Source organism: Mesorhizobium norvegicum (assembly GCF_004919685.1).
Classification (GTDB): Bacteria; Pseudomonadota; Alphaproteobacteria; order Rhizobiales; family Rhizobiaceae; genus Mesorhizobium; species Mesorhizobium norvegicum.
This window is the reverse complement of the sequence record NZ_SMYZ01000022.1, coordinates 82,463-101,714: the sequence shown is the minus strand read 5'-3', so window position 1 is coordinate 101,714 and position 19,252 is coordinate 82,463. Positions and strand designations below refer to the sequence as shown.

The 19,252-nt window shown below is 62.5% G+C and carries 17 protein-coding genes; 10 read left to right on the top strand and 7 right to left on the bottom strand.

Features of this window, described 5'->3' with window-relative positions; genetic code table 11:
- Nucleotides 1-9: 9 nt before the first annotated feature.
- The 3 genes from FCU66_RS10035 to FCU66_RS10025 all read left to right on the top strand — a co-directional run bounded on the left by FCU66_RS10035 (nucleotide 10) and on the right by FCU66_RS10025 (nucleotide 3,848).
- Nucleotides 10-693, top strand: coding sequence for an HAD family hydrolase (locus tag FCU66_RS10035; protein ID WP_136621090.1), 684 nt, complete (start codon nucleotides 10-12; stop codon nucleotides 691-693).
- Nucleotides 690-2,276: an FGGY-family carbohydrate kinase gene (locus FCU66_RS10030; protein ID WP_136621089.1), complete on the top strand. Its 1,587-nt coding sequence runs from the start codon at nucleotides 690-692 to the stop codon at nucleotides 2,274-2,276. The genes FCU66_RS10035 and FCU66_RS10030 overlap by 4 nt, the downstream gene beginning before the upstream one ends.
- Before the next feature lie 168 nt (nucleotides 2,277-2,444).
- Nucleotides 2,445-3,848, top strand: a complete 1,404-nt coding sequence (locus FCU66_RS10025) for an MATE family efflux transporter (RefSeq protein WP_136621088.1) — start codon at nucleotides 2,445-2,447, stop codon at nucleotides 3,846-3,848.
- Between the two features lie 43 nt (nucleotides 3,849-3,891).
- Here FCU66_RS10025 and FCU66_RS10020 read toward each other — a convergent pair whose 3' ends face one another.
- Complete coding sequence (locus FCU66_RS10020; protein WP_136621087.1) at nucleotides 3,892-6,996, bottom strand: efflux RND transporter permease subunit; 3,105 nt, start codon at nucleotides 6,994-6,996, stop codon at nucleotides 3,892-3,894.
- Complete coding sequence (locus tag FCU66_RS10015) at nucleotides 6,996-8,060, bottom strand: efflux RND transporter periplasmic adaptor subunit (RefSeq protein WP_136621118.1); 1,065 nt, start codon at nucleotides 8,058-8,060, stop codon at nucleotides 6,996-6,998. The genes FCU66_RS10020 and FCU66_RS10015 overlap by 1 nt, the downstream gene beginning before the upstream one ends.
- Nucleotides 8,061-8,190: 130 nt before the next feature.
- Between FCU66_RS10015 and FCU66_RS10010 the strand changes: the two genes are divergently transcribed.
- From FCU66_RS10010 to FCU66_RS41050, 6 genes are all read left to right on the top strand, one after another.
- Nucleotides 8,191-8,769 (top strand): TetR/AcrR family transcriptional regulator, encoded by a 579-nt coding sequence (locus FCU66_RS10010; RefSeq protein ID WP_136621117.1) that lies wholly within the window; start codon nucleotides 8,191-8,193, stop codon nucleotides 8,767-8,769.
- A 47-nt stretch (nucleotides 8,770-8,816) separates the two neighbouring features.
- Nucleotides 8,817-10,115 carry a beta-ketoacyl-ACP synthase II gene (fabF, locus tag FCU66_RS10005; RefSeq protein ID WP_136621086.1) on the top strand — a complete coding sequence of 433 codons (1,299 nt, stop codon included), beginning with the start codon at nucleotides 8,817-8,819 and terminating at the stop codon, nucleotides 10,113-10,115.
- A gap of 73 nt (nucleotides 10,116-10,188) precedes the next feature.
- A complete protein-coding gene (locus FCU66_RS10000) occupies nucleotides 10,189-11,004 on the top strand; it encodes an oxidoreductase (protein WP_136621085.1) in 816 nt (271 codons plus the stop codon).
- A gap of 292 nt (nucleotides 11,005-11,296) precedes the next feature.
- Nucleotides 11,297-11,944, top strand: a complete 648-nt coding sequence (locus FCU66_RS09995) for a class I SAM-dependent methyltransferase (RefSeq protein ID WP_136621084.1) — start codon at nucleotides 11,297-11,299, stop codon at nucleotides 11,942-11,944.
- A gap of 89 nt (nucleotides 11,945-12,033) precedes the next feature.
- Nucleotides 12,034-13,092 carry an aminopeptidase gene (locus FCU66_RS09990; protein ID WP_136621083.1) on the top strand — a complete coding sequence of 353 codons (1,059 nt, stop codon included), beginning with the start codon at nucleotides 12,034-12,036 and terminating at the stop codon, nucleotides 13,090-13,092.
- Nucleotides 13,089-13,259 (top strand): hypothetical protein, encoded by a 171-nt coding sequence (locus FCU66_RS41050; RefSeq protein WP_168992100.1) that lies wholly within the window; start codon nucleotides 13,089-13,091, stop codon nucleotides 13,257-13,259. Before FCU66_RS09990 ends, FCU66_RS41050 begins: the two co-directional genes overlap by 4 nt.
- Before the next feature lie 995 nt (nucleotides 13,260-14,254).
- Here the strand turns inward: FCU66_RS41050 and FCU66_RS09985 are convergent.
- Both FCU66_RS09985 and FCU66_RS09980 read right to left on the bottom strand, forming a co-directional pair.
- Nucleotides 14,255-15,241 carry a methyltransferase gene (locus FCU66_RS09985; RefSeq protein WP_136621082.1) on the bottom strand — a complete coding sequence of 329 codons (987 nt, stop codon included), beginning with the start codon at nucleotides 15,239-15,241 and terminating at the stop codon, nucleotides 14,255-14,257.
- 143 nt (nucleotides 15,242-15,384) lie between these two features.
- Nucleotides 15,385-16,812 carry a LuxR C-terminal-related transcriptional regulator gene (locus FCU66_RS09980; protein WP_246093844.1) on the bottom strand — a complete coding sequence of 476 codons (1,428 nt, stop codon included), beginning with the start codon at nucleotides 16,810-16,812 and terminating at the stop codon, nucleotides 15,385-15,387.
- Nucleotides 16,813-16,979: 167 nt separating this feature from the next.
- On the opposite strand from FCU66_RS09980, the gene FCU66_RS09975 reads away from it, so the two are divergent.
- A complete protein-coding gene (locus FCU66_RS09975) occupies nucleotides 16,980-17,237 on the top strand; it encodes a DUF1127 domain-containing protein (protein WP_246093843.1) in 258 nt (85 codons plus the stop codon).
- A gap of 108 nt (nucleotides 17,238-17,345) precedes the next feature.
- On the opposite strand, the gene gloA2 is transcribed toward FCU66_RS09975, so the two are convergent.
- From gloA2 to FCU66_RS09960, 3 genes are all read right to left on the bottom strand, one after another.
- Entirely contained in the window at nucleotides 17,346-17,729 is a 384-nt protein-coding gene (gloA2, locus tag FCU66_RS09970; RefSeq protein WP_136621080.1) for an SMU1112c/YaeR family gloxylase I-like metalloprotein, read from the bottom strand.
- A 219-nt stretch (nucleotides 17,730-17,948) separates the two neighbouring features.
- The gene (locus FCU66_RS09965) at nucleotides 17,949-18,596 is read right to left on the bottom strand and encodes an amino acid ABC transporter permease (RefSeq protein ID WP_136621079.1); all 648 of its coding nucleotides are present in this window, start codon (nucleotides 18,594-18,596) and stop codon (nucleotides 17,949-17,951) included.
- Nucleotides 18,593-19,249, bottom strand: a complete 657-nt coding sequence (locus tag FCU66_RS09960; protein WP_136621078.1) for an amino acid ABC transporter permease — start codon at nucleotides 19,247-19,249, stop codon at nucleotides 18,593-18,595. The genes FCU66_RS09965 and FCU66_RS09960 overlap by 4 nt, the downstream gene beginning before the upstream one ends.
- Between the last annotated feature and the right edge of the window lie 3 nt (nucleotides 19,250-19,252).

The window sequence follows — 19,252 nt, the reverse complement described above, 5'->3', positions numbered from 1 at the left end:
TTCGCCGCCATGACGCCTGAACTGGTCATCTTCGACTGCGATGGCGTGCTGGTCGACAGCGAGGCGCTCTCCGTCTCGGAGCTTCTCGGCATGATCAAGCTTGCCGGCGGCAGCATTGGCGAGGATGCCGCCTACGAGCACTTCCTCGGCAAGAGCATGAAAAGCGTGCGCGAGATCCTCGGCCGCGAGTTCGGGCTTGAGATCACCGACCAGCACCTGACCACGATGCGCGTCGAATTGATGCGCAAATTCCGCGAGGAACTGAAGCCCATCGCCGGCGTCAAGGAGATGCTGCCGAGGCTGGGGCTGCCGTTCTGCGTCGCGTCCTCGGGCACGCTCGACCGCATCCGTTACGCGCTCGACGTCACCGGATTGCTCGGGCTGATGGAGCCGCATCTGTTCAGCGCCGCCATGGTGCCGCACGGCAAGCCGGCGCCCGACCTGTTCCTCCACGCCGCCGCCAGCATGCGGGCCCATCCGCGCAAATGCCTCGTCGTCGAGGACAGCCCGGCCGGCATCACTGCCGCGCGGGCGGCGGGCATGCGCGTGTTTGCCTTCACCGGCGGCTCGCATGCCGGCAACCCGACATTGAAAGCGCGGCTTGCGTCGAGTGAACCGGACTTTATATTCGCTGACATGCTGCAATTGCCCGATCTGATTGCAGGCCTGGGAGCGAGAGTTAGAGCATCTTGACGAAACAGTTCGTTTGCGCGGTCGATGTCGGCACCGGGAGCGCTCGCGCGGGCATTCTCGACACCACGGGCACCTTGCTCGGCCGCGCCGAGCGACCGATTGCCATGAACCGGCCGAGGCCCGATCACGCCGAGCATGATTCGCGCGATATCTGGTCGGCTGTCTGCACCGCCGTGCGCACTGCCCGCGAAAAGGCCGGCGTTGCCGCCGAGGATGTCGTCGGCATCTCCTTCGACGCCACCTGTTCGCTGGTGGTGCGGGATCGGCAAGGCGGCCAGCTCAGCGTCTCGGTGTCAGGCGAAAGGCGCTGGGACACCGTCGTCTGGCTCGACCACCGCGCCATAGAAGAGGCCGATGAATGCACGGCAAGTGGCCACGCCGTGCTGAATTACATCGGCGGCGTCATGTCGCCGGAAATGGCGACGCCGAAGCTGATGTGGCTGAAGCGCAACCTGCCCCAGACATGGAATGAAGCCGGCTATTTATTTGATCTCACCGATTTCCTGACCTGGCAAGCGACAGGCTCACTGGCTCGTTCGCAATGCACGTTGACCGCCAAATGGACCTATCTGGCGCATGAAGAAACCGGCTGGCGGCGTGACTTCTTCGCGCTCGTCGGCCTCGACGATCTTTTCGAGCATGGCAATCTGCCGGAGCGGGCCAGCGCGGTCGGTGCCGATATCGGCCAATTGACGGCGCAAGCGGCGGCAGAGCTTAGCCTGAGCGAAAAATGCCGGGTCGGCGCCGGTGTCATCGATGCCTATGCCGGCGCGCTTGGCGTGCTTGGCGGTTTCGCCGGAGACGAACAGGACATCGGCCGGCATCTGGCGCTGATCGCCGGCACGTCGAGCTGCGTGATGGCGATGTCGCCCGACCCGCAGCCTTTCGCCGGTGTCTGGGGTCCTTACTACGGCGCGGCACTGCCGAGGCTGTGGCTGTCGGAAGGCGGCCAGTCGGCAACCGGCGCCCTGCTCGACCACATCATCCGCTGGCACGGCGCCGGCGGCGAGCCGGATGCCGCCATGCATGCAAAGATCGCCAGGCGTGTCGCCGAACTGCGCGCCTCCGAAGGTGAGAACCTTGCCGCAAGGCTGCATGTGTTGCCGGATTTCCATGGCAACCGTTCGCCGCTCGCCGATCCGCACGCCGTCGGCGTCGTCAGCGGGCTGACGCTGGACTCCTCCTTCGACAGCCTGTGCAAGCTCTACTGGCGCACCGCCGTCGGCATCGCGCTCGGCGTGCGCCACGTGCTGGAGGCGCTGAACGAGAACGGCTACCTGATCGATACGCTGCATGTCACCGGCGGCCACACCAAGAACCCGCTGTTGATGGAGCTCTATGCCGACGCCACCGGCTGCACGGTGATCGAGCCGCTGGCCGACGAGGCGGTGCTGCTTGGCACCGGTATGGTCGCGGCAACCGCGGCCGGGCTGTTTCCCGACCTCAATGCGGCCTGTCTTGCCATGCAGCAAGGCGGCAGGACACGCGCGTCGAACCCGAAATCATCCGGGCGTTTCGACCGCGATTACAGAGTTTTCCTCGAGATGCATCGCCAGCGGCAGATGCTGGACGCGATCCGCTAGAGCGACGGAGCCGATCCCTGGCTCAATCCGTTCCCGCCCGTCCTCTCTTGCCTTCATGTCGCGTTTCGTACAAAAGCTGACGCAAACGCCGCGAAACCGAAGGTTTTGCCGTTTGAAATGCGGCTTCCGGCTCCTTGCCGACGTGCCGTACCTGGAAAGAGCGGAACAATGTCTGCGATCGAAGCCGGCGCTCGCGCGCCGGAAAATCTTTGGCGTCAGGAAATCAGGGCGACGCTGGCGCTCGCCTGGCCGATGGTGCTGACCAATCTCGGGCAGACCGCGATGACGGCCACCGACGTCATGATGATGGGTCGTCTGGGGCCCGATACGCTGGCCAGCGGCGCGCTTGGCGCCAACCTCTATTTCATGCCGCTGATCTTCGGCCTCGGCCTGATGCTGGCGACCTCGCCGATGATCGCGACCGAGCTCGGCCGCCGCCGCTATTCGGTGCGCGACCTGCGCCGCACCGTGCGCCAGGGCCTGTGGCTGGCGATCCTGATCTCGATCCCGATCTGGCTCGTGCTTTGGCACGGTGAAGCCATTCTATTGGCCATGGGCCAGGACACGGTGCTGGCCCATCAGGCCGGCATCTATCTGCGCTGGCTCGAATGGGCGGTGCTGCCCTTCTACGGCTATATCGTGCTGCGCTCGTTCATCTCGGCGCTGGAGCGACCGGGCTGGGCGCTGGTCATCGTCTTCGTCGCCGTTGCCTGCAACGTCTTCTTCAACTGGGTGTTCATGTTCGGCAATCTCGGCGTCGCCCCGATGGGCATTGCCGGGTCGGGCCTTGCCACCTCGCTGTCCAGCACGCTGATGTTCGTCGGCCTGGCTGTCGTGGTGATGCTGGAGAAGAAGTTCCGCCGTTACCGTCTGTTCGGGCGCTTCTGGCGCGCCGACTGGCCGCGCTTCAAGGGCCTGTTGCGGCTCGGCCTGCCGATTGCCGGCATTCTCGCCTTCGAGGTGACGATCTTCAATGCGGCGGCCCTGCTGATGGGCCTGATCGATGCGGATTCGCTGGCCGCGCACGCGATCGCCATCCAGATCGCCTCGATCAGCTTCATGGTGCCGCTTGGCCTCAACCAGGCGGTGACGGTGCGCGTCGGCCTTGCGCACGGCGCCGGCAATCCGGAAGGCGTTTCGCGCGCCGGCTGGACCGCTTTTGTCATCGGCGTCTCCTTCATGGCACTGATGGGGCTGGTGATGATCCTGTGGCCGCATCCGCTGATCAGCGCCTTCATCGATCTGAGCAACCCGGCCAATGCCAGGGTGATCGCGCTTGCCGTGTCGTTCCTGGCCTTTGCCGCGCTGTTCCAGGTCTTCGACGGCGCGCAGGCGGTGGCCGCCGGCATGCTGCGCGGCCTGCATGACACCAAGGTGCCGATGATCTACGCCGCGATCGGCTATTGGGGCGTCGGCCTGCCGCTCGGTGTGCTGCTCGCCTTCCATTTCGGCCTGCACGGCGTCGGCATCTGGATCGGCCTGTCGTCGGGGCTGGCCGTGGTGGCAGCGCTGCTGCTGGCGCGCTGGCTGCGGCGGGACCGGATCGTGCCGTCAGTCGCCTTCGGTCACTAAGAGTAGAACGGCCGCCGGTAGCCCGGCGGCCGCTATGTCCTTCCTACTCGGCAGCCATGGCTGGTCGCAGTTCCGGTTCCTGCGTCGAAACCTCATGGATCTCATCCGGCTTGATCCGGAACCACGCGGTGTAGAGCGCCGGAAGGAAGAGCAGGATCAACACCGTGCCGGCCGCCGTTCCGCCGATCAACGTATAGGCCATTGACCCCCAGAAGACGGAGTGCGTGAGGGGGATGAAGGCGAGCACGGCGGCAAGCGCGGTCAAAATGACGGGCCGTGTGCGTTGCACCGTGGCCTCGATGACAGCGTGATAGTCATCAATGCCGGCAGCACGGTTCTCCTTGATCTGTTCGGTCAGGATCAGCGTGTTGCGCATCAGGATGCCGGCCAGTCCTATCATGCCCAGAATGGCGTTGAACCCGAAGGGCTGGTTGAAGATGAGCAGCATCGGCACGACGCCGACAAGGCCAAGCGGCGCCGTCAGCATGACCATGAACATCGTTGAGAAGGATCGCACCTGCAGCATGATGACGATCAACATGGCGGCTATCATAGCCGGGAAGACCTTGCCTAGCGCGGTGTTGGCCTTTTCAGCCTCTTCGATCGATCCGCCCATTTCGATGCGATAGCCGACCGGAAGGGACGCGATCAGCGGCTGAAGGGCCTTCATGATCTGCTTGGAGACCTCCGGGGGCTGGGTCGCCTCATTGATGTCCGCGCGGATCGTGACAACGGGCGTGCGGTCACGGCGCTTCAGGATTGGCTCCTCCTGACGGATTTCCGAATGCCCGATCTGGTCGAGCGGAATCGAGCGGCCATCTCGGCTCACGAGTGAGAAATTCGCCAGACGTGCCGGATCCAGCCGCTCGCCGCCGGCGCTGCGCGCCACGATGGGGACATTGCGAATGTCCTCGCGGACCTGGGTAACGGGGATGCCGGTGAGAAGGAATTGCAGTTGCTGAGCCACCTCCGCCGGCGAGAGGCCGATGAGGTTCAGTCGATCCTGATCCGGGACAAAGCGAAGCACGGGCGTGCGATTGCCCCAGTCGCGGTTGGCCTGTCGCACGTCCGGGACGCCCCGCATGATGTCGAGGGCCTTTTCGGAAATGCTGTAGAGTTGTGTGGCATCGGGTCCCATGACCCGGAACTCGACCGGGAACGGCGTGTAGGGGCCGAACACGAGCTGCGTAACGCGGACATACGCCTCGGGTGCAAGCCCCTGCGCCACCGCCTCTCGGAGCCGGTTCTTCAACGCCTCACGCGCCTCGGCGTCCGGGGTCAGCACGACGATCTTGGCGAAAGCGGGATCAGGAAGCTCCGGGGCCATTGCGAAGAAGAAGCGCGGAGCGCCCTGACCGACATAGCTCGTGACGAGCTTGGCCTCGGGCTGTCTGTCCAGCCAATTTTCGAGCTTCTCGACCGCAGCGGTCGTTGTCTCGATGCTACCACCTTCAGGCAAGCGAACCTCCACCAACACTTCGGGGCGGTCGGATGTCGGGAAGAACTGCTGTTTGACGGCGCCCATGCCGACGACGGAAAGCGCGAAGGCGATGCCAACGATACCGCAGGTTACCAACTTATGGCGCACGGCAAACGTGATGGCCCGCCGCAAACGTCGATAGTTTCGCGTGTCGTAAATAGCGTGGTGACCGCCTTCGACCGGTTTGATCGCGGGAAGCATCTTGACACCGAGATAGGGCGTAAAGACCACCGCGACGATCCATGAGACAATGAGGGCGAACCCCACGACCCAGAAGATGTTGCCGGCGTATTCGCCGGCCGTCGATCGCGCAAAACCCACCGGCACGAAGCCGGCGATCGTCACCAGGGTTCCAGATAGCATCGGCGCCGCGGTGTGACTCCACGCGTAGGCCGCCGCCTTGATGCGGTCCATGCCCTCTTCCATCTTCACCACCATCACCTCGATGGCGATGATGGCGTCGTCGACGAGAAGACCAAGCGCCAGGATGAGGGCGCCGAGCGTGATGCGGTCGAAGAACCGGCCGGTTTCCAGCATGATGAGGAACACGACGGCGAGCGTCAGAGGGACGGCAGCCGCCACGACGATGCCGACGCGCCAGCCCATACTGAGCAGGCTGATCAGCAGCACGACGCCGAGCGCCATCGCGAACTTCAACATGAATTCGTCAACCGCCGAGGTGATGTTGACGGCTTGGTCGCTTACCTTGTCGAGCGTCATGCCGAGCGGCAGTGTCTGTGTGATCGCGGCGGTCTTGTCCTCCAGTGCCTTGCCGAGCGCGCGACCATCCCAGCCCTCCTGCATAACCGCCGCAAGCATGATGGTAGGCTCGCCCTGACGCCGGATGAGGTATGTCGGAGGGTCTTCATAGCCGCGGCTGACTTCGGCAATGTCAGAGAGCTTCAGCGTCCGCCCCGCAGCGACAATCGGCGTGTCGGCGATCGCCTGAACGCTGTCATAGGCGCCGTCGACCCGAATGAAGAGCCGCGGCCCCAGGGTGTCGATCGAGCCTGCGGGCGTGACGGTGTTCTGCCGCTGCAAGGCAGCGACGATGTCCTGTGCCGACACGCCGAGGGTTGCCAGCTTGGCGTAGGAAAACTCGACGAATATCTGTTCGGGACGTTCACCAAGGATGTTGATCTTCTTGACGCCGGGCACGTGCAAGAGGTCCTGGCGGATCACCTCCGCCTGCCTCGCCAGTTCCCGCATCGGCATGCCTTTGGCCTTCAGCGCATAAAGGGCGAAGCTCACATCCGAATATTCGTCGTTCACGAAGGGGCCGAAGACGCCGGGCGGCAGGTTGGGGGCTTCATCCCCGAGCTTCTTGCGAGCCTGGTAGAACTCCTCCTGCACGACGGATGACGGTGTGCTGTCCTTCAGCGTGACCGTCATATACGCGTAACCTGGCCGTGTGGTCGTCTCCACCCGGTCGTACCAGGTCAGCTCCTGAAGCCGCTTCTCCAACGGTTCGGCAACGAGGTCCTGCATCTCTCGCGCCGTCGCGCCCGGCCACGCCGTCGTGACCGTCATGGTCTTGATGGTGAAGTTCGGATCCTCGGCCCGGCCGAGCATGAGGAAGGCGTAGGCTCCGGCAGCCACCAGCAGGAGGATGAAGAACAAGGTGACGGCGCGTTCGCGAACGGCGATCGCGGAAAGATTGAAGCTCATCAGTTGCTCCCGCTTTCGGACTCAGTCCGAACGAGAGCGCCTTCCTGCAGGAGGTGGGCGCCGAGCGACACAATGGGAACGTTGGAGTTCAAACCGGAGATCACAGCGGTTTCGCTGGTAACGCGAACAAGCTGGACGGGCTGAAAGTGTACGGTTGAGGTGGCGCTGTCCAACACCCAAACGCCGGTCTTGCGGCCGTCATCAAGCACGGCTCCCAGTGGCACCTGGACCTCCGGCTGTTTCACCTGGCTTGCGAGCCGAATGGTTACCGTCGCGCCAAGCGGTGCCGCGGCAGCCTCGCCGTCGAGCACATAGCGCGCCTCATACGTGCGGGTCTGGGCATCGGCGGAGTCCGACAGCTGCCGCAGATGCGCCGAGTAACGACGCTCATCGCCACCATACACGCTGGCCTCTGCCGCCGAGCCTATCGCCGGCCGGATCGTTTCGGGAAGCGCGACAATCGCTTCGCGCGGGCCGGCCTTGGCGGTCCGGATCACGAGCTGGCCGGCAGCGACGATCTGCCCCGGCTCGCCAAGCGTTTCAACCACCGTTCCATCCGCGTCCGCCAACAGGACTGCATAGGCCGCCTCGTTCTCGGCGACCCGTGCGTCGGCTTCGGCGGCGGCAAGTTGCGCTTGGGCTGTATCCATCGCAGCCTTCGCCTGCTCGTAGCGCTGCGGTGTGACCCACCCACTGCCAAGCAAACTGGCGTATCGCCGTTCATCCGGCTGTGTCTGAGCGACTGTTGCCCGCGCAGCCGCAACGGCGTTGCGTTTCGCCGAAAGCGCAAGGCGCAGATCGGTATCGTCAATCCGCATCAGCGGCTGACCGGCTTTGACCTCCTGACCGACGTCCACCAACCGTTCCACGATCTTGCCGGGAACCCGAAAGCCGAGATTGCTCTGCACCCTCGCCCCAATGATGCCGGTGAAGCCACGTTCTGATTCGGTGACCGGCGCAGCCGAAACAAGTCTGACGAATGGTGCTTCCTGCCTTGGGTCGGTCACCAAAGGGGCTTCCTGCGCGGGAGTAGCAAGCGTCGCGAATGCCGCCGCCCATGACATCGCCGTCAGGGTCGATCCCAATACGATAACGGTTCTCTTTTTCACGCTCGTCGCCTCATCTCAAAATAGATTGCGTTCGACCTCTATATCGATTATAGATTACGAACGCAATCAAAAAAGGAGATCGACGATGCGAGTGAGTCGCGTTCAAGCCGCGGAAAACCGCGAGACCGTCATCAATGTGGCAAGCCGCCTTTTTCGCGAGCGCGGCTTTGACGGCATCGGCCTCAAGGATCTGATGAAGGGTGCGGGGCTGACGCAGGGCGCCTTTTACAAGCAATTCGAGTCAAAGGAGGACTTGGCAGCTCAAGCGTCCAGGCGGGCTATGGAGAGCGCCACCGACCGATGGTCGGCGGCAACTGCTGCAAGCCCTGAGCATCCGCTCGAAGCAGTGATCTCCTTCTATCTCAACATGGGCCATCGCGGAGAAAGGATGGACGGATGCCCGATCGTGGCACTCGGTTCGGATGCCGCCAGACAGGGCCAGGACGTGAAAGCGTCGTTCGAAGCAGGCATCAACGAGCATCTGGAGATCCTCGGCCGTTTCATTGCCGAGACCAATGGTGAGGAGTCCGAAGGCAAGGCCAAGGCCATTCTCTCGACAATGGTCGGCGCGGTCCTCCTCTCGCGCGTCGTCAACGATCCCGATCTTGCGCAAGCTTTTCTGGATGCGGCGACCGATCAGGTTCGCAAAGCAGCCCGCGCTTGAACGGCGTGCGCAGTGCTGGCGCCGCACTCAACTTGATAGGAAAATAAATGCGACGGATTGTTGTCACAGGCATGGGAGCGGTCACGCCCCTTGCCGCCAATGTCGAAGCGTCATGGTCGCGCCTGCTGGCCGGTCGTTCGGGCATCCGCAGGCTTCCTGACGATGTCGCGGGAGACTTGCCGGCGAAGATTGGCGGCGTGGTTCCCTCCTTGGATGAAGATCCGGACGCTGGCTTCGATCCTGATGGCGTCCTGTCCGCAAAAGATCAGCGCAAGGTGGATCGGTTCATTCTCTTTGCGCTGGCTGCTGCAGAGGAGGCGCTTGCACAGGCGAAATGGAAGCCTGCCTTGGAAACGGATCGCCTGCGCACAGCAACGATCATCGCCTCAGGGGTTGGCGGCTTCCCCGCCATCACCGAGGCGGTGCGCACGGTCGACCTGCGTGGTGCCCGCCGCCTGTCGCCCTTTACGGTGCCGTCCTTCCTGGTGAACCTCGCAGCCGGCCACATCTCAATCCGTCATGGCTTCAAAGGTCCATTGGGCGCACCAGTGACGGCGTGTGCGGCCGGCATCCAGGCGATCGGCGACGCGGCTCGTCTCATCCGCGCAAACGAAGCCGACATCGCAGTGTGCGGGGGAACGGAAGCATGCATGAACATAGTCAGTCTCGGTGGGTTTGCTGCGGCACGCTCTCTCTCAACCGGCTTCAATTGGGCGCCGGCTCAAGCCTCGCGCCCCTTCGACACATCGAGGGACGGCTTCGTCATGGGAGAAGGAGCCGGCGTGCTGGTCATCGAGGCGTTGAGCCATGCGCTGGCGCGCGGCGCAAAACCGCTCGCCGAGCTCGTCGGCTACGGCACGACGGCGGATGCCCACCACGTCACCTCTGGTCCCGAGGACGGCGACGGTGCGCGCCGGGCCATGGAGATCGCGATTGCCCAGGCAGGGATTTCGCCGCGCGAGGTTCGTCATCTCAATGCGCATGCGACCTCCACGCCAGTCGGCGACCTGGGTGAGATCGAAGCGATCAAGAGCGTGTTCGGGCGCGATTTCGCGATAGCCGTCAGCGCAACAAAATCGGCGACCGGACACCTGTTGGGCGCGGCCGGGGGGCTTGGTGCCATCTTCGCGATCCTGGCGCTCCGGGACCAGGTGGCGCCGCCGACACTCAACCTGAGCGCTCCCGATCCGGCCGCCGATGGCATCGACTTCGTCGCAAACGAGCCCCGGCCAATGGAGATGGAGTACGCGATCTCCAATGGCTTCGGCTTTGGAGGCGTGAATGCCAGCGCCTTGTTCAGGCGCTGGACTGCCCCGGCGGCCCGACGCGAGGGCCAGGGGCGCTAATGATTGGCACCCTTCACACCGACCTTTCATGCTTCTCCAACTCCGATCCAACACGAAGAAAGAAATGATTTCCATGAACAAGACCAATCCTGGCGTCGCTCTGGTGACAGGGGCATCTTCCGGCATCGGGCGGGCTACCGCCGAAGCCTTGCTAAGCGCTGGCTTTCGCGTATTCGGAACCAGCCGTCGTGGAGCCTCCAACCAATCCGACGGCGTTACCATGCTGACCTGCGACGTGACCGACGACGCGTCCGTTGCGAAAATGGTCGATGACGTTCTGGCCAAGGCCGGACGCATCGACCTGCTTGTCAACAATGCCGGCATGGGTCTGTTTGGCGGCGCGGAGGAGTCCTCGACCGCCCAGGCTCAGGCGCTGTTCGACGTGAACGTCTTCGGCGTCCTTCGCGTGACCAACGCGGTGTTGCCGGCAATGCGACGCCAAGGGAAGGGCAGAATCGTCAATTTGAGTTCGGTACAGGGGTTCATCCCCGCTCCCTATTTCGCGCTTTACGCGTCGACCAAACATGCCATCGAGGGCTATTCCGAATCGCTCGATCACGAATTGCGCCCGTTCGGCATTCGCGTTTCGTTGGTGGAGCCCGCCTATACCCGTACGTCATTCGAGGACAATCTCGCCGCTCCCGATCAGTTGCTTGATATTTATCACTCCGCGCGCGCTGGCATGAGTGTAGCCGTGCGGAAATCGATGGAAAAAGGCGATGCGCCCGAACTGGTAGCCAAGACGGTTTTGGCCGCTGCGATCGATCCCGCTCCCAAGAAACGCTATGCGGCGGGAAAAATGGCGCGCCAGGTCAGTCTCCTGCGCCGCTTCGTCCCCGCGTCCGCATTCGACAAAAGCCTGCGAAAGCAGCTCGGGCTGCCGGTCTGACGTCGGCATCAGCAACATCTAACAGTCGCGAAGGACATACCAATGAAGATTGGAATCATCGGCGCCGGAAACATAGGCGCCACTCTGGCGCCTTCACGCGCCATAGGCCGACGCTTAGTCCCGAAGCGATGAACGTCTCAATATGGGGCCGTAACCTGACCGTCCGTGATTGGGAGCCACATGGCTAAAGCCGCCGATCCGCTACCGCCCGAATACCGGAACCGCTCAGTTGTCTGGTTGCGTTGGTTTAGCTCTGCCATGTAAGAAACTGGAATCCGGAGGCCGCACGCTAATGTTGGACAACTACGAGCTGGACCGGTTTGGCGTGATCCACCAGATCGACTTCACCCCGATCGAGTACGACAAGAAATACATTTCCTACTACGAGGATTTGAGTGACCGGACCATCAAGCTCGGATATCAGCGACTTGGCTGGGTGCTGGGACTCACCGGCGAGATCCCTCGGTCCGTGCTGGAGATTGGATATGGCACGGGCACATTCGTCGAAGCCGCGAAAATAACCGGGGTCGCCGACTGCGCCGGCTGCGACATCGCCAGGTTTCCGCTGCCCAAGAACGTCCGCTTTGTCGATTGGGATGAGGCGCTCGCCAGCTCGTGGGATCTCGTCGCCATGTTCGACGTGCTTGAGCACATCCCGGATCTGGGTTTTCTCACCGGCCTTCAGGCCCGCTACCTGGCCGTCGCCGTCCCCTATTGCCGCTGGCGCGAACTCGGCACGGAAGGTGACGCGTGGTTCCGGACGTGGCGTATGCGTCTTCCCAACGAGCACCTGCACCACTTCGACCGTAACTCGCTGGTGGCACTCCTCGCACATGCCGGCTTCCAATGCGTGACGCTGAACTGCTTCGAGGACGGGATTAGACTGCGGCCCGGAGAAGTAGGTCCGAATATTCTGTCCGGGTTCTTTAGAAAGCTATAGATCTCGATCAAATCAATGCGACTGCTTGAGAGACCTGAGGCAATCGCGACCCTATCGGAACGGGTGAGCACTGCTTTGGGCAAATCGTGATGCGCGCATTCTTTCGATGGGTTGCCGTTGTGATCGTGGTGTCCGGCGTGACCGGCTGCACCAGTATTTCCTACTACGCGCAATCCATGAAGGGTCATCTGCAGATCATGACGGCACGCAAGGATGTCGGAAAACTGATCGAAGATCCTTCGACGCCGAAGGCATTGCGCGCCCGAATGGAATCGGCGAGCGCCATACGACAGTTCGCAACAGATGAGCTGGCGCTGCCCGACAACAATAGCTACCGCAGCTACGTTGATATCGGTCGGGACTCGGTGACATGGGCTGTCTTCGCCGCGCCGGAATTCTCGCTGACGCCGCGAACATGGTGTTTTCCCGTTTTCGGCTGCGTGCCCTACCGGGGATACTTCTCCAAGAAGTCTGCGAACGAAACCGCTGTCGAACTTCAAGGACAGGGCATGGACGTCTATGTGACGGGCATCACTGCATATTCCACGCTTGGCTGGTCAAGTGACCCGCTGCTAAGCACGATGCTCGGCCAGGATGAAACCTATCTTGCAGGGCTGGTTTTCCATGAACTGGCCCACCAGCGCGTCTACGTGCACGACGATTCCGCATTCAATGAGGCGTTCGCTGTCGCCGTCGAAACAACCGGCGTGAGAAAATGGCTGCGCGCGGCTGGCGATACCGCCGCATTGCGCCGCTACGAAGCTGCCCGGAGGCGCAAAGCTGAATTTCTTGCGCTGGTGTCGCAGACCCGCGACGAGTTAAGGCAAGTCTACTCCAGCTCCGGTACCTCGGAGCAAAAGCTGGCCGCAAAGACGGCCGCGATTGAACGGCTGCGGATGCGCTACCGACACATGCGCGACAGACGCTGGGGCCGATACCGGGGATACGATGCCTGGTTCGATGCCCCGATCAACAACGCAAAGCTCGCCGCGACTGCTGTGTACGGTGAACAGGTTCCGGCGTTTCTGCACCTGTTCGACCTGTGTTCGGGCGACTACCCACGGTTCTACGCCTCTGTCCGACGGGTCGGCGTGTTAGACAAAGCTTACCGCGCGGAAGCGCTGAAAACGGCTGATACATGTGATTGAGCGCGCTGTTCAGGGATGGCTCTTGCAAGTCGGTCGTTGATGCAGCCGGCGGACGCGTCGGCATCTGGATCGGCCTGTCGTCGGGGCTGGCCGTGGTTGCGGCGCTGCTGCTGGCGCGCTGGCTGCGGCGTGATCGGCTCGCGCCGCCGCTCGTGTTCGAGCATTGAAGGCAAAGCGGCCACCGCTTCGGCGACGCGCAGCATGTAACTCAACGTGGGAGAAGCAGAGAGATCTTGGCACGAGGTGCGAAAAAACAACGCAAATACAGCTGATTGGTTACGACGTAGGCATTCTCGCAGATATGGTATTGGTCGTCCGGGGATTCCTGTACACGGTCCCGTGGGATGATGAAATTATGCGGCAAGTAAATGTAGCCACCGTCGACCCTTAACCGCACCGAAGAGCGAGGTATGGCGCGGCAATCAGAACCGCCGCAACACTTGAATTTCGTCTGCGGGTCTATCTTGTCTTCGTACCAATCGTGGGCGCTAGCGGCCGTTGCCGCAACGATACACATTGCCGTGAAGATGAACCTCCGCATGGCATTCCTCAAGTATCTGGCAGACGCTGCTCCTTCGGGCGTCTATGTATATTAGCGTCTCATTAAAAATACCATTGGCCTCCGACTGTCCAACGCAACTCCAGCAAGCGACGCTCGCAAATGAAGATCGCAAAGTGTGGGAAACGGACATTCGAAGCCGCTCGTCCGAAAAGCCGCTACGCTCCAGGAGCGGACAGCTTGCGCACAGATTCCAGCGTCTTGTTTGGGCCGCAAGCGGATGGTCAGCTTTCAAGTTGGATCGGCTTGAAAGCAGACCAGCGCGTTCGATGTGGTAAAGTCAGCTTCGCGCCCCGAAGCGGACACGTTATCGAGATTTTGGGGGCTTCGCGCCTCTTCTCCATCCAAAGTCACTTTGTAAAGCGCACGCTTTCAAGAGGGGTCGCAATTCCGCATGTCAGGGTCGGCTCCAATCGGAGACCGCACTCCTCAACCATTCGTCGGAAAGGAATTTTGCTCGCCGATACGAGCTCATAGATATGGCTCGCTCCGAGTTGACGCCGGACAAGCGAACGCTCTCGGCGCTGAAGGTTGCAGGACTGCCCGGATAGGGTCGGGGCGCCTCGGATAGCCTTGCGTCCGAAACCAACCATTCAGCCACGATCAGCCCATGAGGCGCGCACGAAACAAGGTGCAGCCGTCCGTCAGGCGCGACCTGGAGATATCCCGGAATCCAGCCTCGGTCATCCATGCGCGATACTGACCTTCAGTGTACGATTCGCCGTGGCGATAGAGGTTCAAGAAGGTGAGATTGAGAAAGACACCCTCAGGTGGGCCGAGGCGGTCGTCGTCGACGACACCCCACCCCGCAATTGCGATCTCGCCTCCTTGTGTGAGGCAACGCGCCGCGTTCAGGATCGAACTGCGCGCCTGGTCCGGCGGGAGGACCTGGACGACGGCCTTCAGGATTGCCAGATCGTGCCGACCGATCGATGGCGCGACAGTTATGTCCCCCTCTTCGACAACCACGTCGTCGGCACCGTATTCCGACAGGATAGCTGGCGCGACCGCTGCGACCGTTGGGAGTTCCATCAGCGTCGCCGCAATCTGCGGCCACCGCTCGCGAAGTCCGACGAGAATGGTCCCGGCCCCCCCGCCGATGTCGATCACCGAACCGACCGCAGAGAGGTCCATCTCCCGGGCCAGATGTCGGCCGAAAATCACCCCGCCGGGCGCGAGCATGCGGCTGAAGGTCGCCGCGGACTCAGGTCCCGCTTCGGAAAAGTCGTGCAGCGCAGCCGGCCGGTTCTGTCGCAGCGACTCCGCGGTCAGCAGGTCGGCTCCCCAGAGCTCGCGCAGGAGCGCATGATCGCCGCCGCGATAGGTCGGCTTGGACGCGTCGAGGAAGGTGGACGCTTCGGCTCCGTTGCGAAATTGACCATCCTCGACTTCGAGGAGACCGATGCTGGCGAGCGCGTAGAGGAGCCGCGACAGACGGTCGGGCTCGACATTGAGCGCGGCCCCAAGGCTGTCGGCAGTCGCAGCATCGCCACCGAGCCGGGTGAAGATGCCAAGGTCCAACCCGGCGCGAAGCGCCAAGGCGGGGGGCACCGCTGCGATCAGCTTGTCGATCCGATCAGAATCCACCATGTCACATCCCCCTCCGCGATCCAGGACAAGTCATTATTTCGAGCGACCGACACGATGACGTAACGGATATTCCTGGCAAAGTTGAACGAACCTCGGCCGTGAAAGAAGGGCTACGGCTACCCGCCCGGTCCCTGCGTGCCACCTTATCCGAGTTTCGCCAGCTTTGCGGCCTGACGAATGGCCTTGACGGCATCTGGGTTGGTCACGGGGTAGCCGGCGATGAAGCGTTCGACCGAAAACTCCGGGAACTCGGTCTGCAACCGGGCCGCTAACCCGGCCGCCTCCAAGGCCTCACCAACCGCCGCATGCGCCAGCGCCAGGAACATGATCACATTGGGAGAATCCAGCGCTCCCCTGCGTAGCGATGCGATGGCCTCACGATGCCTGCCGGCGGCGAACTGGATGCGGCCCTGCATGCGGAAATACCAAGACGGCGCCAGCGGATTCAGGAGCATGGCGCGCTCGATGAGCGGCATCGCTTCGGCCGGATCGCCAGCAACCAGCGCCTTGCTGCCGGCCAGCAGCGCCAGCGTGTCGGCGTGATTGGAGCCATATTCGAAGGCGCGGCGATACGCGCGCTCCGCTCCTTCGAAGTCGCCGAGACATCCCCTGAGATCGCCAAGGCAATTGCAGGCAGCACTGTCCATCGGATCAAGCAGCATCGCGTTTTCAACCGATGCCCGCCACTTCTCGATCGAGCCCTGCGCATCGTCGCTGAAGCCCTGGCAGGCCTCCATCGAATAGGCATAGGCAAGCTGGGTCCAGGCCCTGACCAAGGTGGGGTCAAGCTCCAGCGCGCGTGAAAACAGGCGAATCGCTTCGGCAATGCCGGCGCGGCTAAATGTGTCCTGCCGTTCAACACCAAGCAGATAAAGATCATAGGCGCGCAGACTAGCGGGCGGCTTGCGGCGGATCGCATTGCGGCCGACCGTGGCGAGCGCTCCGTAGCTGCCGGCGATCACGTTGATGACGCTCTCGGTCAGACTATCCTGCAGCGTGAAAATGTCCTCGACGGGGCGGTCATAGCGCTCGCTCCACAGGCTGACGCCGTTGCCTGCGTCGGCAAGCTCGATCGTCAGCCTGACCCGCCGGTCGTCGGCGCGCAGCTGGCCCGAGACGATATACGTGGCGCCCAGCGCCTTGCCATCGGCAACGAAATCGGCGGGTGCGCTGCCGAGCGACTTCATGGTGTGGAAGGCGATGACCGGCAGATCGGCATAGCGCGCGAGATCGATGCTGATGTCCGACGACAGGCCGTCGGCGAAGCGGTGCCAGCGTTCCTCGCCGCTCAGGCATTCGATCGGAAACATGGCGAGCACCGGCGAGGCATCGGCCAGCGAGGGTGCCAGCACGGCGCGTGCGGCGCCATTGATGTGCGAGGCAAGCGCGATCTTGTTGTTGACGCCGAGCTTCTCGTAAATCGCGGCGAGATGGGTGCGGACGGTCGACGGCGCGATGAACAGCGCCTCGCCGATCTCCCGATAGGTCAGGCCCGAGGCAAATCTTTCCGCCACCGCGCGCTCGCGGCCCGATAGCGCGTCAGCCGGTGAAGACGTCGCGGGGCGGTCCATAAAGCTCTCTGTCATCGGATCGGCATGGTTTCAACTGCTACCGCAGCAAAATACTACAAATGCAGGACGCGAAACACCGCATCTGACCGATGGTGCGTTCCCTCGCCGAGGCTCACGTTCCCAGCATACCCCCGCAGACAGGGCCATTGATATCGAGGATCGCACCCATGAGAACGATTCTGACCAACCTATCCGATGTCTACGGCGCGATGCGCCTCAACCCCAGCGAACGGCAATCGAAGGCGGCCGGACACACGCAGAGCCGGCCCAGTTTGAAGAGCCTGATCAAGGCGTGGCGCGACCGTGCCTACTTCCGGCACGAGCTGGCACGTATGGCGATGGATCTGCCGGAGCTCATCGACGACATCGGGCTGACCATGAAACAGGTAAAGGCCGAGATCGCGAAGCCGTTCTGGCGGGAATGATTTTTGGCGCGCACGCGCCTCACCGTCAGTACCGCTTCAGGCCGAACTGCGCAGCATCAACCGATGAGACCGTCAGTACATAGCGCCGTCGCGAAAGCGAACCGTTCCTTATGGGGCTTCGTAGAGTTCCAGCGGCAATCCATCCGGGTCTCTGAAAAAGGTAAACCGTTGGTCTGTATATGGGTCGATCCGGATTGGCTCAACGGCAACGCCTGCGGCTTCCAGGCGCATAATTACGGGATCAAGATTCGCCACGGAAAATGCCAGATGTCTCAGGCCTGTCGCCTCTGGATGGGACGGCCGCATCGCTGGTGCAGGGAAGGAGAACAATTCCAGTTGAACCGACCCGATCCGCAGATCCGCCTTCCATGACTGCCGCTCCTCCCGATAGACCTCCCGGATCAGATCGAGGCCGAGGAGTTCGACGTAGAACCGTCGCGACCGGTCGTAGTCGGTGCAGATGAGCGCGACGTGGTGAATGGCGTTCAGCATGCCTAGAACTCTAGCCAAGCCGGGCTTTCGGGCCAAGGTTCACGATCGGGTACGGGGGTATTTTGTTTGTATCGCCGTTCGCGGGGAGCGCCTCGTCCTTGCGATCTTCATCTCCGCCAATCGGCAGCATGATGTCGCCGCCAGATAGCAGTGAAATCCGTCATGTCGGCGGGCCTCGCGATAGGCAGCTATTCGTGGTCAACACAACATGCCTTCGGCTCAGTGCGCCGCCGCCCGTTTCTCGAGCGAACGGGCATATTGCGTCAGCGGGAAACACATGACGAAGAAGATCAGCGCCACCAGCCCGTAGACCTTGAAGGGCTCGAAGGTCGCATTGTTGATGGCGTTGGAGGTCCGCACCAGCTCCTCGAAGCCGATGATCGAGGTCAGCGCGGTCGATTTGATCAGTTGCACCAGGAAGCCAACGGTCGGCGCGCGGGTGATCGAAAACGCCTGTGGCAGGATGATCAGCCGCAGTTCCTGCAGATAGTGCAGGCCAAGGCTGGCGCCGGCGTCCCATTGGCCCAATGGCAGCGCAGCGACGCCGGAGCGCCAGATTTCGGCGAGATAGGCGCTGGCGAAGAAGGTGAGGCCCAGCACCGCCGCCGTCCACGGCTCGATGCGCAGGCCGAGCATCGGCAGGCCGAAGAACATCAGGAACAGCTGCATCAAGAGCGGCGTTCCCTGGAACAGGGCGATGTAGCCGGAGGCGATGCGCCGGCTCCATTTGTTCTTGGCGATCCTGAAGAACAACACGATCAGCCCGACGATGCCGCCGCCAATGAAGGCGGCCAGCGACAAAAGCACCGTCCAGCGGGCGGCGAGCAGCAGGTTGCGCACGATATCCCAGAAGGTGAATTCGATCATGACACGCCAGCCCCGAGCACGCGTCGTCCGCCTGACACCAGCAGCCGGCGCAGGGCCATCGACAGGACGAGATAGACCATCGTCACGACAAAATAGGTCTCGAAGGAGCGGAAGGTGCGCGCCTGCAGCATGTCGGCCTCGTAGGTCAGCTCGCGCACCGCGATCTGCGACACGACGGCGGACTCCAGCATCATGATGACGATCTGGCTGGTCAGCGCTGGAAAGATCACCTTGAGCGCCTGCGGCAGCACGATCTTGATGAACACCTGGCGTGGCCTCAAGCCCAGTGCCAGGGCTGCTTCCGTTTGCCCGCCGGGCACGGCGTCAAGCCCGGCGCCGACGATCTCGATGGTGTAGGCCGCCATGTTGAGCGTCATCGCCAGCATGGCGGCCAGCACCGGATCGAGCCTGATGCCGAGGCTGGGCAGCCCGAAGAAGATGAAGAACAGCTGCACCAGGAACGGCGTGTTGCGGATGATTTCGACATACCAGGCGATGGCCCGCTTGAGCAGCACCGGGCCGTTTCGGCGACCCGCTGCACCCAGGATGCTGAGGAACGTTCCCGCAAGCGTGGTCACGGCGATCAACAGGATCGTCGTGAGCGCTCCGCGCGCGATGTCGCCCAAAGCACCTGGAAGCCAGGCAAAGGCCACGGA